Annotated in this window: 12 protein-coding genes; 5 read left to right on the top strand and 7 right to left on the bottom strand. The window is 75.9% G+C overall.

All coding sequences use genetic code 11. The annotated features are described in order from the left end of the window. Positions 1 to 7 precede the first annotated feature (7 nt). The 7 genes from ACF07S_RS28340 to ACF07S_RS28310 are packed head-to-tail and all read right to left on the bottom strand — an operon-like array spanning position 8 to position 7,798. Entirely contained in the window at positions 8 to 928 is a 921-nt protein-coding gene (locus tag ACF07S_RS28340; protein ID WP_391975483.1) for a sugar phosphate isomerase/epimerase family protein, read from the bottom strand. Further along, entirely contained in the window at positions 925 to 2,412 is a 1,488-nt protein-coding gene (locus ACF07S_RS28335) for a YcaO-like family protein (RefSeq protein WP_391966397.1), read from the bottom strand. Before ACF07S_RS28335 ends, ACF07S_RS28340 begins: the two co-directional genes overlap by 4 nt. Further along, on the bottom strand, positions 2,409 to 3,236 hold the full coding sequence (locus ACF07S_RS28330; protein WP_391966396.1) for an MBL fold metallo-hydrolase: 828 nt from the start codon (positions 3,234 to 3,236) through the stop codon (positions 2,409 to 2,411). Before ACF07S_RS28330 ends, ACF07S_RS28335 begins: the two co-directional genes overlap by 4 nt. Further along, complete coding sequence (locus tag ACF07S_RS28325; protein WP_391975482.1) at positions 3,233 to 4,360, bottom strand: Gfo/Idh/MocA family protein; 1,128 nt, start codon at positions 4,358 to 4,360, stop codon at positions 3,233 to 3,235. The genes ACF07S_RS28330 and ACF07S_RS28325 overlap by 4 nt, the downstream gene beginning before the upstream one ends. Further along, on the bottom strand, positions 4,357 to 5,604 hold the full coding sequence (locus ACF07S_RS28320; protein WP_391975481.1) for a class I SAM-dependent methyltransferase: 1,248 nt from the start codon (positions 5,602 to 5,604) through the stop codon (positions 4,357 to 4,359). The genes ACF07S_RS28325 and ACF07S_RS28320 overlap by 4 nt, the downstream gene beginning before the upstream one ends. Beyond that, positions 5,601 to 6,551, bottom strand: coding sequence for a hypothetical protein (locus ACF07S_RS28315; protein WP_391975480.1), 951 nt, complete (start codon positions 6,549 to 6,551; stop codon positions 5,601 to 5,603). Before ACF07S_RS28315 ends, ACF07S_RS28320 begins: the two co-directional genes overlap by 4 nt. Beyond that, positions 6,548 to 7,798 carry an inositol-3-phosphate synthase gene (locus ACF07S_RS28310; RefSeq protein WP_391966392.1) on the bottom strand — a complete coding sequence of 417 codons (1,251 nt, stop codon included), beginning with the start codon at positions 7,796 to 7,798 and terminating at the stop codon, positions 6,548 to 6,550. The genes ACF07S_RS28315 and ACF07S_RS28310 overlap by 4 nt, the downstream gene beginning before the upstream one ends. 585 nt (positions 7,799 to 8,383) lie before the next feature. On the opposite strand from ACF07S_RS28310, the gene ACF07S_RS28305 reads away from it, so the two are divergent. Genes ACF07S_RS28305 through ACF07S_RS28285 form a run of 5 tightly spaced genes read left to right on the top strand, consistent with a single transcriptional unit; the run spans position 8,384 to position 13,062 of the window. Further along, on the top strand, positions 8,384 to 9,448 hold the full coding sequence (locus tag ACF07S_RS28305; RefSeq protein ID WP_391975479.1) for an NAD-dependent epimerase/dehydratase family protein: 1,065 nt from the start codon (positions 8,384 to 8,386) through the stop codon (positions 9,446 to 9,448). Next, positions 9,445 to 10,281, top strand: a complete 837-nt coding sequence (locus tag ACF07S_RS28300) for a UbiA family prenyltransferase (protein WP_391975478.1) — start codon at positions 9,445 to 9,447, stop codon at positions 10,279 to 10,281. The genes ACF07S_RS28305 and ACF07S_RS28300 overlap by 4 nt, the downstream gene beginning before the upstream one ends. Beyond that, positions 10,281 to 11,462, top strand: a complete 1,182-nt coding sequence (locus ACF07S_RS28295) for an NAD(P)/FAD-dependent oxidoreductase (protein WP_391975477.1) — start codon at positions 10,281 to 10,283, stop codon at positions 11,460 to 11,462. The genes ACF07S_RS28300 and ACF07S_RS28295 overlap by 1 nt, the downstream gene beginning before the upstream one ends. After that, on the top strand, positions 11,459 to 12,547 hold the full coding sequence (locus ACF07S_RS28290) for a type III polyketide synthase (protein ID WP_391966388.1): 1,089 nt from the start codon (positions 11,459 to 11,461) through the stop codon (positions 12,545 to 12,547). The genes ACF07S_RS28295 and ACF07S_RS28290 overlap by 4 nt, the downstream gene beginning before the upstream one ends. Then, positions 12,544 to 13,062: an isoprenylcysteine carboxyl methyltransferase family protein gene (locus ACF07S_RS28285; RefSeq protein ID WP_391966387.1), complete on the top strand. Its 519-nt coding sequence runs from the start codon at positions 12,544 to 12,546 to the stop codon at positions 13,060 to 13,062. Before ACF07S_RS28290 ends, ACF07S_RS28285 begins: the two co-directional genes overlap by 4 nt. Positions 13,063 to 13,073 lie beyond the last annotated feature (11 nt).

The raw sequence follows: 13,073 nt of genomic DNA, 5'->3' as shown, positions 1-13,073 counted from the left end.
CAGACCCTCATCCCGCTCCTTCCGGGGCGCCGGCGCCGTACGGGACGGGGGTGCCCGGGGGGTCGCCGGCTCCGGTGTGCTCGGCGTCGCGCAGCGCCTCCAGCGCGGAGCGCACCAGAGTGTCGGCGCGGTGTGCGTCCCGGGACAGTTCCAGACTCACCAGTCCCGCGTACCGCACGGCGCGCAGCGCGCCGAGGACGGCGGGCAGGTTCATGTCGCCCTCGCCCGGAGCACGGTGCTCGTGCCGGCCGTACGGCATGTCCTCCACGGCGACCGCGCCGAGGTCCCCGGCGTACCGCGCCACCGCCTGATCCGGTGCCAGGTCGCCGGTGACCAGGCAGTGCCCGGTGTCCAGGGCCAGACGCAGGCCGGGGACGAGGGCGGCCAGCCGGGACCAGTCGGCGCACGTCCCGACGAGCATGCCGGGCTCGGGTTCGAAGGCCGCCACCACGCCCCGTTCGGCCGCGTACGCGGTGACGGCGCGCACTCCCTCCACCAGACGGCACCAGGCCGTCCCGCCGGGGGAGGTGTCCGTGCCCGCGGCCGGGACGCCCGCCCAGAACGAGACCGCCTCACTGCCCAGACCGGCGGCGATGTCCACGCACAGGCGCAGGAACGCCAGGCGGCGGGCCCGGCCGGCCGGGTCGGGGGTGACCAGGGTCGGCTCGTGCTTGTGCCTCGGGTCCAGCAGAAAGCGCGCCCCGGTCTCCACGGTGCTCCCCAGGCCCAGGCGGTCCAGGCGGCGGGCCAGCGCCGCCGTGCGAAGGGCCAGGTCCGGTGCGAAGGGGTCGTGGTGGGCCACGTCCACGGTGAGCGCGACCCCGTCGTACCCGGTGTCGGCCAGCAGCGCCAGCGCGTCCTGCAGACGGTGCGAGGTCATGCCGTTGGTGTTGTAGGCGTAACGCAGCCTGCCGGCGGAGGGGGTCACCGGACCGCTCCCGCGGTGGTGCGGGCCACCGCGTGCCGGTCGGGTTCGCGGTAGAGCGGATACAGCGCCCCCACCGTCTCCCGTGCGGCGCCGACGTCGAACCAGGCCGGGCCGCCCAGCCGTTCGCGGGCCTCGGGCGTCAGGTGCACCGGCCGCGCCCCGGAGTGGGGGAGCGGCCCCACCCCGGCCAGCGGGTGCTCGCGTTCCGTCAGTCGGCGCACGCCGCGTTCGCCGATCCTCGCGTAGGACATCGTCTCCACCTCCATGCCCGGGACGAGCACCTTGACCGCGTACGCCCCGGGGCCGCCCGCCCCGATCACCAGGACGTCGAAGTCCTCCAGCCGCCGCAGCAGGTCCTCCAGGAGGGCGGCGGGGTCGTCCAGCGAGCCGGCCGGCACGGTCGGCAGGGAGGAGAAGGGCACACTGGAGCGCCGGGACAGCACGGTGGGCTCCAGCAGTTCCCGCAGACGCGGGGCGTCCAGGGCGGCCCACGCCCTCATCGCCGACAGCGCCCTGGGCTCCTGCCCGGCCAGGGGCGAGGACAGCACGCGCTCGAGGTACCCGGGCGGGGCGATGCGGGCGGCCGTCTCCAGCGGGCCGTGGAAGAAGACCTTGCGGGCGCGGGAGGAGACGTACTCCGTGAGCGCCTTGCGCAACGCCGCCTCGCGGTCCGGGTGGGCGGCCTCGCCGCACGCGGTGAGCGCCAGCGCCGTCGCGTTCTCCCCGGCCCCCGGGACGGCGTCCGTGCCGACCACGTGGACGTCGGCCAGGCCGAACCGGGTGGAGGCGAGCTTGGGCAGCACCTCGATGCCGGCCTCTCGCAGCCGGTCCAGGACACGGCGGGTGACCGGATCGTCCACCTCGTCCAGGCCGATGACCACCCCCTCGTCCATCGCGCGGTGCGCGGTGGCGTTGCCGTCTCGCTGGAGGATCTCCAGCAGCGCGTGGGACAGGGCCCGCTCCGGGGTGTCCCCGGCTCCCAGCCCGTTGGTGACCGGTGTGGTCAGCCAGCCGCCGGGCGGGGGACCACCGGGCAGGTCCGAGCTGCAGGAGGCGGCGAACTCGGCGGGCACCAGCACCTCCTCGCCGGTGCGGTGCCGATGCGCCGGCACCCACTCCAGGGGCCGCTCGGGACCGTAGTCCGCGCCGGCCGGCAGCACCAGACCGACCGGGTCGGCGACCCGGTCCCGGCCGCGCTCGCGCACCAGTTCCGCGTAGGAGGCACGACGGCGCCCGGTGCGGGCCAGGTGCCGCGCCAGCAGCACCTCCTCGACGAGTTCGCCGTAGGCGCCCGTACGGGCCCGGGCGAGGTCGGCTCCGTACCCGCAGGCGCCCTTGCGGACGCCGGCCGTGTCCAGGTGGTCGGCCGAGACGACCGGCAGACCGGTTCGGTCGGCGCCGCTGATGTCGAAGTCCTGCTGTTCGCCGGGGGCGAGCGCGTCGCGGTACGCCCTGACCACCGGGTCCTCCTCGACGGCGCTCACCGGGCGGCTCCCAGGGGGAGGGCGGCCGTGTCGGGCCGGCCGGCCAGCCGGTGGTCGAACAGGCGCAGGACGTCCGCGGTGGTGACCGGGGCGGCGAACTCGAAGGGGGTGGCCACCGCCTCGAAATCCAGTGCGCCGATCACCGACCGGTAGTGCCGCACCTCCTCGTGGGAGAGCGGTATCCGGGCGTGGTAGGCCTTGTGGCAGGACAGGGCGCGCGGCACGGTGCCGTCCAGGTCGACCTTGAGGGCGTCGCCGCAGAACAGGATCCTCCGGCGCTCGTCGTGCAGCACGCAGTGGCCGGGGAAGTGGCCGCCGGTGCGGTGCACGGTCAGGCCGGGGGCCAGTTCGAGGCGCTCGTCCACCGGCCAGGTGACCCGGAACGCCTTCGTCCACGCCAGGTCCCGCACCCCGACGGCCACCACCGGTGGGGCGAAGCGGTGCTGAAGCTGCCACAGCGCCCCGTAGCCGTGGACGTGGCTGGCGCCCAGCCGGGTGACACCGCCGAGCCGCTCGATCTCGGCCAGCGCGTCGGACGGGTAGTAGGGGGCGGCCTCCCAGGCGACGTTGCCGCCCTCGGCCTCGATCAGCCAGCCCGTCGAGGCCAGGCCGAAGGACGGCAGGACGCGGAATCCGGTGACGCCCGGCACGGGCCGGTACCAGTCCGCGGTCAGCAGGGTTGCGACCGTCTTCTCGTCGGGGAGGTCCCAGCCCTCCTCGGGCAGTGCGTTGCGCACGTCACAGCAGACCGGGCAGGCGGGCGGGGTGGTGAACCACCGTTGCCAGTGCCCGCAGTTGGCGCAGGCGTACATCGTCAGGGTCATCGTCGGCCTTCCTCGACGGTGGACGGGTCCGGTGGCGGCGGGGCCGGGCGGGAGCGCGACAGGGCCTCCAGCAACAGCCGGTGCAGCGCCAGGTCGCGGTGCAGCGACCACGGCCAGGCCCGGTGCGCCGGGCGGCCGGCGCGTACCGCGAGCGTGGCCGAGGAGAATTCCCGGACCTGGGCCGCAAAGGGGGACGTGCCGGTGTCGAACGGCACGGGCGCGCGGCGCGCGGTGTGCGCGCCGGTGAGCCACAGCTCCCCCCCGGCGTCCTGACCGAGGGTGTCGAGGGCGGTCAGCTGCCCGCGGGTGCCGACGACCTCCAGCCGGCGGCGGGGCAGCGTGTCCGGGGTGTTGTAGGCGACGTGCAGGCAGACCAGCACCCCGCCGCCGGTCCGGCCGGCCAGGACGGCGCCGTCGTCGACCGGGTAGGGGTGCACCCGGTGCTGCACCAGCGCCGTCAGCTCCGCCAGGTCGTCCCCGCCGAGCAGGACGCCCACCAGATCCAGTCCGTGCGGCGCCAGGTCAAGGGCGGCTCCGCCGCCCGCCCGCACCGGATCGGCGCGCCAGTTGTCGTACGGGCGGCCGTCCGGCGACCAGGCGGGCGGCAGCCAGCAGCAGTAGGTGATGCGCACCGCGGTGACCGTGCCCAGGGCCCCGGAGGCCACCACCTCCCGCACGGCCCGGTGGGCCGGGTGGAAGCGCTGGTCGTAGGCGGTCGCCGCCAGCACCCCCGCCCGGTGGCAGGCGGCGACCAGCCGTTCGGCGTCGGCGAGGTCGGCGGCCAGCGGTTTCTCGCACAGCACCGCGGCCCCCGCCGCGGCGGCCGCCGCGGTCGCGGACCGGTGGGCGTGGTTGGGTGTCGCGACGTACACCGCGTCGGGCCGGTGGACGGCCAGCAGGGCGGTGAGGTCGGCGGCGGTCCGGGCACCGTGCGCCCGGACCGCCAGCCGGGCGGCGGCCGCGGGGTCGGCGTCGGTCACGGCGACCAGACGGGGCACCGCGCCGCCGGCCCGGCCGGCGGCGGCCGCCAGCAGTCCGGGCAGGAAGTGGTCCCGGGCCACCCATCCGCATCCGGCGACCGCCCACCGGCACACGGTGGCGGCCCGCCGGTCCGCCGCGTTCACCAGCGCTCCGGAAGATCCAGGAGCACCCGGCGACGGGCCAGGTCGGTCACCTCCGGTGTCAGCCGTCCGGCCCGGGCGTCGGCGAGCAGGGCGGAGGGGAGATCGATCCGGCCGGGCAGGTAGGCCCGGGCGGCGGAACCGTACTCGTCCCGCCAGCGTTCCCCCGGCCAGCGCAGCCGGCCGTCGCGATAGAGCGGGTTGGGGCGCAGGGGCCGTCCGGGGACGGGCCGGTCCGGGGACAGGCGGCCGTGCCCGGGCGGCGGAGGCGGGGTACTGACCAGGGCCATGGCTTCGCAGCCGGCCAGTTCCCCCGCCGTGCGCGGCCGGGGAGGGGCCCCCGCCAGCAGGGCGCGGGTCAGGTCGGCGTCGTCGTAGCAGACGGCCCCCGGCAGCAGCGCACGCCATCCGGCCGGATCCAGCGGCAGGCCGGAGACCGGTCCGGGGACGAGGCGGTTGTGACAGTGGCCCAGGACGACACCGCCGCCACCGGCATACGCCAGCGCCCGGCGCACCACCTCCTCCTTGCGCGGCAGGAAGTACAGCGCGTCGTGGCAGGCCACGTAGGCGGGACGGCCCGGGGGACGCAGCGGCCAGGGCGCCGTGACGTCGGCGCACACCAGCCGCGCCCAAGGGGCGATGAAGCGCCGGGCCAGCCACAGCTTGGCGAAGACCACGTCGATCCCGGTCAGGTCCCGGTGCCCGCGCAGTCGCAGTTCCCGCAGCAGGTGCCCGGCGCCGCACGCCAGTTCCAGCACCGGCAGACCCCCGGGGGAGTGCCGGGCGGTCAGGGCGAGCACGGCCAGCCAGGTGGGATCGCTCCACCGGTGCAGGAAATACGTCCCGACCCTGCCCATGCCCAGCAGCGTCACCGCCTCGCGCAGGGTGGCCGCCCCCAGCGCGGCGCGCAGCGCGCCGGAGGAGGGGGACGGGCCGTCCCACCAGTCGTCGGTGTCGGCGAGCAGGACGAGCGCGGCACCGTCCGGATCACCCTCCTCCGTCCGGCGCACAACCCGCTCGCGCACCTCCTCACGGCCGGTGCGCAGCCAGGGGATGCCCGCCACGACCGGCCAGCGCCGTTCGCCGTCGGACAGCAGCCCGGGCCCGCAAGGCCGCAGCGGGGCCCCGTTGCCGGGGCTGACCAGCCCGGCCGTGGTCCGCGCCGGGCCGGTGGCCGGCGTGTCCCCGGCGGCCGCGGGTCCCGCTGTGGTGTCTCCGGCCGCCGCGCGGTCCGTCGGGCCCCTCACCCCGTCTCCGCCGCGTCCAGGACGGCCCGGTGGAAGCCGGACACCGCGCAGGGATGCACCAGGTCCAGCTCCTCCAGGGCCTGCTCGGCGGTGAAGGCGGCGGCCCGCGCGTGGTGGCGGACCTGCAGCACGCGGTCGAGGACGTCGGCGGCGTGGAAAGCCCGCGCGGCCGGGGCGTCGACCCCCTCGCGCAGGGCGAGCAGCGGCTCCACACACGCCGCGAGGGCCGCGGGCAGGTCGGCGAGCGCCTGCCGCGTCAGCCGTGCGCGGACCGCGGACAGGTGCCCGCCCAGCAGTTCCTCCCCGGCGAAGCCCGCGTCGGGCAGGACGGCATTGTGCAGGTGGTGGGAGAGGCCGAGCAGGAAGACGTCGCCGGGAGCGGCGTCGAACGTCTCGGCCAGCAGCACTCCGTAGACCGCCACCGCCCAGCAGTGGTCGCCGTGGCTCTCGGGCGGTTCGACCATCAACCGCGGCCGTCCCGGGCAGGTGGCACCCGCCCGGGGCTGGGCGCACAGCACCGCCGCGAACCCGGGGACCGGCCCCTCGTCCGGGTCCTCCACCAGATCCGGCAGCGCCCCGCGCAGCAGACCGGCCGTCACCGGGCCCACCCGGTCCGCGTGCTGGGCGACCGAGCGCTCCAGCACCGCCACCGCCTCGTCGGCCGCCAGCCCGCACCGTCGCAGCACCGGGCCGTCGATTCCCGCCAGACGCGCCCCGGCCACGGCGGCCGCGCACGCGCGCACGGCGATCCTGTCGGGAGCCCCTCCGCGCACCAACTCCGCCCACGACCGGCAGAAGGCGCGTTCGGCCATCGAGACCCCACCGCTGCCGGCCGTACGGACCCGCTTCAGGTCGCCGATCTCGCGCAGCAGGGGAACGGCCGCCCGCAGGGGCCCGCCCGGCACCTCCCCGTCCCGCCCCGCGGGACGGGCGGCGGCCTGCGTCACGGCCGTCCGCCCGGCACGGTCCGGCCCTCACCGTCCAGCCAGTCCAGCAGCGCCTGCTCCTGCAGGTGCAGGGCGTGCTCCGGGGCGCCCCCGCCGGCGGTCATCGGGGCCTTGAAGAAGAACCCGAACTGCTCCTGCACCCCGCGCTCCCCGCGGCGCCGCGCCTCGGCCAGGAGCCGGATCAGCTCCAGCACCAGCGGAGCGGCCAGGATGGAGTCCCGGCACAGGAAATCGATCTTCATCTGCATCCGGCGGCCGAGGAAGCCCACGAGATCGATGTTGTCCCAGGCCTCCTTCTCGTCGCCGCGCGGCCGGTAGAACTCGATGCGCACCTGGTGGTCCTCCACCGGGTAGCCGAGCAGGGCGTCCAGCACCGACTCCTTGGTGGCCGTCTTGCTCGCCAGCGAGTCCGGATCCTCCAGCGCCCGGCCGTCGCGGTTGCCCAGCAGGTTGGTGGAGTACCAGCCCTCCACCCGCAGCGCCCGCGAGCGCAGGGCGGGGGCGAGTACCGTCTTGACCATGGTCTGCCCGGTCTTGCCGTCCTTGCCCGCGATCGGCACCCCCTGCCGCTCGGCCAGACGGATCAGCGCCGGCACGTCGGCCCCGCGGCTGGGGGTGAAGTTCAGGTACGCCATGCCCTCCCGCAGGGCCGCGTAGGCATAGAGCATGGCGGGGGTGATCGCCTCGTCGCCCGCGTCCAGTGCCGCCTCGAACGCCTCGGGCGAGGCGAAGGCGGGCGACGCCGGGTCGGGCAGACGCTCGGTCGAGGCGAGGTTGACCACGACCACCTCGGCCAGGCCCTGCTCCTCCCGGAAGCGCCGCAGGTCCTCCCGGATGCGCTCCGTGCGCCCGCGCGGGCTGTCGAGCGGCACGACATGGGCGCCGGTCACCGCACGGCAGTACGCCGGATCCGCCACCGCCGGCCACGGCCGCAGCTGCTGGAGCCGGGGAGCGGCGGCTTCGATCTGAGCCGGTTCCAGGACGCGGTGCAGGTGGGCGGCCTTGGCCAGGTCGTCGGCCGACACGTCCCAGCCGCCGAACACCAGCTCCTCGTAGGGCACCAGGTCCGTACGCGCCGCCAAGGGGAGCCCGTCCTGACCGCAGATGCCGAGCCTGAGCAGCTCCACTCCGGCCACGGCGGTGGTCGCGACCGCCCCGCCCAGTCCCACGACGGCGGCACCCAGCCGCCCCGTCGGAGCGTCCGGGGTCTTGTGCCGGGATGAACGTCCCTCGGTCGGTTCATGCATCGCTCTCTCCGTTCGCCTTGCCCACGGGACGCAACCGGGCTCCGGATCGAGAGGCGACGGGCACGGTCGGCGGTCCTGTGCGGTCCGCGGAAACTCTTCCTCGCGCAGCAGTCGGGTTCACCGCAGCGACACCACCCAGCCTCCGTGCGATTGCGGACCGGTGCATTCGCGGGAAAAAAGCATGGTTCCGGTGTTTCGTTCCCGTGCCCGTGGCGCTGACGCGCCGAAACGTGCCCGGTGCGGCTGTTCCGCCGCGTGGCCGGCCACTCCGGTGATGGGCCGAACGGGTGGCGTTTCCGGGCCTCCGGACCGTCTTGAGGACCACGTCGCTGCCGAGCCGCACGCCGACGACGGCCGACGTCGGACGCGGGCCCGGCCCCGCACGCCGACCGGGCCGAGGAGGGAAGGGCAGGCACGCCCCCCACCGTGTCCGGGTACCGGCCGGCGCCGCCGTCGGCCGGTACCCGCGTCCGGGCGAGGCGGGGACGCCCGCGACGCGTGGTGCACCAACCGGGTGACACCGGTGTCCACCGGATGCCGGAGCCCCCTGTGTGAGCGGAGGAGCGAGGGGGCACCACATCCTGCATGCGCATCGTGATCACCGGGGCGACCGGGAACATCGGTTCCGCCGTCGTACGGCGCTTGAGTGCCGAGGGCACGCACGAGCTGGTGGGCCTGGCCCGGCGGCTGCCCGGGGGACCCGACAGCCGTGGCGTCCACTGGCGCTCGGTGGACCTCAGCACCGAGGCCTGTCACGACGCGCTCGTCGAGACGTTCACCGGCGCGGACGCGGTCGTCCACCTGGCATGGGGCTTCCAGCCGTCGCACGATCTCGCCTACCTCGCCGAGCTCGGAGTCGGCGGCACCCGCCGCGTGCTCCGAGCCGTCACCGAGACCGGTGTCCCGCACCTGGTCCACATGTCCTCGGTCGGCGCCTACTCACCGAAGAAGGACGACCGCCCGGTCGACGAATCCTGGCCCACCGGGGGCGTGCGCAGCTCGCGGTACAGCCGGCACAAGTCGGCGGCCGAGCGCCTCCTCGACCGGTACGCGGCCCCCGGCGCCGTCCCGCTCGTCACCCGCCTGCGGCCGGGGATCGTCGGACAGCGCGCCGCCGGCAGTTCCCTCCTCCGGTACGGCGTGCCCGCTCTCGTCCCCCCCAAGGCGCTCGACCTGCTGCCGGTCCTGCCGATGGACCGGAGGCTGACCGTTCCGATGGTCCACGCCGACGACGTCGCCGAGGCGATCGCCGCGGTGCTTCACCGGCGCGTGGGCGGTCCGTTCAACCTCGCCGCCGACACGCCCGTGACCGCGGCGGTCATCGCGGACGTGCTCGGCGCCAGGCTGGTGCACGTGCCCTCCGCGGTGGTCCGCGCCGTCATGTCGGCCGCCTGGCACGCGCACCTGCAACCGATCGACACCGGATGGCTCGACATGGGCTTCGCGCTCCCGACGCCGGACACGACGCGTGCGCGCACGGAACTCGACTGGGCCCCGGCCAAGGACGGCCCGCAGGTGCTCGCCGAAGTGATCGAGGGCATGAGGGAGGCCGCGTCCGGCCGGACACCCGTGCTGCGCCCGCGCACCGTCCTCGGCGCGCTCGGCGAGGCGGTCCGTCGCGGGCCGGTCGCCGTGCGGCGACGCCCGTGACCGCCGACGCGGCCCCGACGCGCTCCGGGCCGCCGCCCGTGCCGGCGCTGCTCGCCGCTGCCCACGGCGGACCGGCCCTGGTGGTCGGCGCCATCGCGGGCCTGCTCGCGCTCCGCAGCGACCTGCGCCCGCTCGACGCCGCCGTCGTCACCGCGGCGGTGCTCACCGGCCAGCTCACGATCGGTTGGGGCAACGACCTGCGCGACCTCCCCCGCGACCGCGCCGTCGGCCGCACCGACAAGCCGTTGGTCACCGGAGCCCTTCCGGTCGCCTGGGCGGTGCGCGCCCTGGTCGTGACCGGACTCGCCTGCCTGGTGCTGTCCGCGCTCGTCGGCTGGCGCGGCGCGCTGGTCAACGTGGTCCTCGGCGCCGGCGCGGGCCACGCCTACAACCTGGGGCTCAAGGCGACCCGGTGGTCGTGGGTGCCGTACGCCAGTGCCTTCGGGACGCTGCCCTCGGTCGTCACCCTCGCCGGTCCCGTCCCGGCTTGGGCGCCACCGTGGGCGACCGGTGCCGGCGCCGCGCTCGGTGTCGGGGCACATCTGCTCAACACGCTGCCCGACCTCGCCGACGACGCACGTACCGGTGTCCGCGGCCTGCCGCACCGGATCGGCGAGCACCCCTCACGGGTCCTGGCCGTGGTGCTGCTGTCCGCCGCCTCACTGCTGGCCGCGCTCGGTCCCGCCGGACCCCCTCCGGCATGGGCGTGGGCGGCCCTCGCGCTGGTGGTGGCCCTCGTCGCACTCACGTCGGCCGCCCACGGCCGCGTTCCCTTCCGGGCCGCGGTGGCCGTCGCCCTGCTCGACGTCGTGCTGCTCGTGGCGGCCGGTTGATGGCGCAGGCACCCGACCACTGGGACCTCGCGGTGGTCGGCGCCGGACCGGCCGGTGCCGCCACCGCCCTGGGCGCGTTGCACACCGCTCCGGGACTGCGCGTCGCCCTCCTGGACCGGACGGACTTCCCGCGGGACAAGGCCTGCGGCGACGGGGTGGCCCCGCACGTCCTGGACCTCCTCGCCGAGGTCGGCGTCACCGGTCTCGTCGACGACCGGCACCCGGTCGACCGTCTTCGCCTCGGCCGCGGCGGCCTGGCCGCCGAGCGGCGGATGGCCCGCCCGGCATGGGTGGTGCCGCGCCGGATCCTCGACGCCCGGCTGGTCGACGCGGCGATCGCCGCCGGCGCCCGGCTCCTGCGGCACCGCGTCCGTGAACTGCGGCAGCACACCGAGGCGGTGATCCTGGACGGAGAGGTCTCCGCCGCGGTCGTGGTCGGCGCCGACGGCGCCCACTCGGCCGTCCGGCGCGCCCTCGGTCTGCCCCGCGGCGCGGTGGCCCTGGCGCTGCGCGGCTACACCCCGGTCGCACCCGGCCGGAGCGGCGCGCAGGTCATCGAGTTCGGCACCCGGCACCAGCCGTCGTACGCCTGGTCCTTCGACCGGGGCGACGGCCTCGCGAACGTCGGATACGGCGAACTCCTCCACGAGGGCCGTCCGGCGCCGACCCGTGCCCAGCTGCTCCAGCACCTCGACGCGCTCCTGCCCGGCACCACCGAGGGCGGGCGGGACTGGGCCGGGCACCACCTGCCGCTCTCGACGGCGCGCTGGCGCCCTCCGGCCGGCCGCGTACTGCTCGTGGGCGACGCCGCAGGCCTGGTGAACCCGCTGACCGGGGAGGGCATCCACCACGCCGTGGCCACCGGCATCGCGGCCGGTCGCGCCGCCGCCGCGGCCCTGCGCGCCGCACGGCCCGAGCAGGCGGGGGAGCGGTACGCCCGCGCCGCCCGCCGGATCCTGCTGCCCCACCTGCGCCACACCGCCCTGGCCGCCCGGCTCGCCCGCAGCACGCGCGTCATCGAGGCCGGGCTGCGGGCCTCGGCCGCCGACCAGCGCGTCTTCGACGACTTCGTCGAACTCGGTCTCGCCCGGGGCCGGCTCACCCCCACCGCCGCGCTCGGCCTCGGCCGGGCGTTCCTCGCACCCGTCCGTCCGACCGGCCGACCTCAGGAGCCAGCATGACCATGCGCGTCCTCAGCGTCCGCGGCGTCCTGCCCGAGCACCGACACCGGCAGGAGGAGATCACCGAGTGCTTCACCACCACGCTGGTCGAGGGCGCGGTCGACCGCGGTGTCGTCGAGCGGTTCCACCGCAACGCGTGCGTCGAGACCCGGCACATCGTCCTCCCGCTGGAGGAGTACGCCCGGCTCGAGGACTTCGGCCGGTCGAACGACGTCTTCATCCGGGCCGGCGTCGAGCTCGGCGGGCGCGCGGTCGTCGACGCGCTCAAGGACGCCGGCCTCACGCCGACCGACGTCGACTACATCGTGTCGTGCACGGTCACCGGCCTGGCCGTCCCCACGCTCGAGGCCCGCGTCGCGGCGCAGATCGGGCTCCGCCCCGACGTGGTGCGCCTGCCCCTCGTCGGCCTCGGCTGCGTCGCCGGCGCGGCCGGCATCGCACGCATGCACGACCTGCTGCGCGGACGCCCGGACGGAGTCGCGGTGCTGATGTCGGTCGAGCTGTGCTCGCTCACGCTCCAGCGCGAGGACACCTCGGTCGCCAATCTCGTGGCGAGCGGCCTGTTCGGGGACGGCGCCGCGGCGGTGGTCGCCGTCGGTCCCGAGCATCCGCTCGCGCGGTCCGACGACCCCGCCCGCCCCGAGGTGCTCGCCTCACGCAGCCGCCTCTACCCCGACTCGGAGCGCATGATGGGCTGGGACGTCGGTCCCGGTGGGTTCAGGGTCGTACTCGACTCCTCGATCCCCGACCTGGTGCGCCGGTACGTCGGCGACGACGTCCGCGGCTTCCTCACCGACCACGGGCTGACCGACGACGACCTCCGCTGGTACGTCGCGCACCCCGGCGGCCCCAAGGTCATCGAGGCGCTGCAGGACGCCCTCGAGGTCGAGCGGGACGCCCTGGGCGTGACCTGGGCCTCACTGCGGCGGATCGGCAACCTGTCCTCCTCCTCGGTGCTGCACGTCCTGGCGGACACGCTCGCCGAGCGCCCGCCCCGGCCCGGCTCCCACGGGCTCATGCTCGCCATGGGGCCGGGTTTCTGCTCCGAACTCGTGCTCCTGCGCGCCCCGGGGAGCGAGGGATGAACGGTCAGGTCCTGTTCACCCTCCTGGTCCTGGCCGTCGGCCTGGAGCGGGTCGCCGAGCTGGTCGTGTCCCGGCGCAACGCAGCCTGGAGCCTCGCGCGGGGCGGCGTGGAGTCCGGGCGGGAACACTACCCGTTCATGGTGGTGCTGCACGCGGGTCTGCTGGTCGGTGCGCCCGCGGAGGTGTGGGTGCGCCGGCCGGACGCCGTACCGGTCCTCGCCTGCACCATGCTCGCCCTCGTCGCGGCCTCGCAGGCGTTGCGCTGGTGGTGCATCGCCGCCTTGGGACGGCAGTGGAACACCCGGGTGATCGTCGTGCCCGGTGCTCCGCGTGTGACCAGCGGCCCCTACCGCCGGCTCCCGCACCCGAACTACGTCGCCGTCGTCGTCGAAGGGCTCGCGCTCCCGCTGGTGCACTCGGCCTGGGGCACGGCGGTCGTCTTCACCGTGCTGAACGGGATCCTGCTCGCCACCCGCATCCGCACCGAGGACGCCGCCCTGGCTCGGCTGGCCTGAAAGGGGCACGC

This window comes from Streptomyces sp. NPDC016640 (assembly GCF_043076215.1).
In the GTDB taxonomy this organism is placed as follows: domain Bacteria; phylum Actinomycetota; class Actinomycetes; order Streptomycetales; family Streptomycetaceae; genus Streptomyces.
This window is presented reverse-complemented; position numbering and strand designations above follow the sequence as displayed.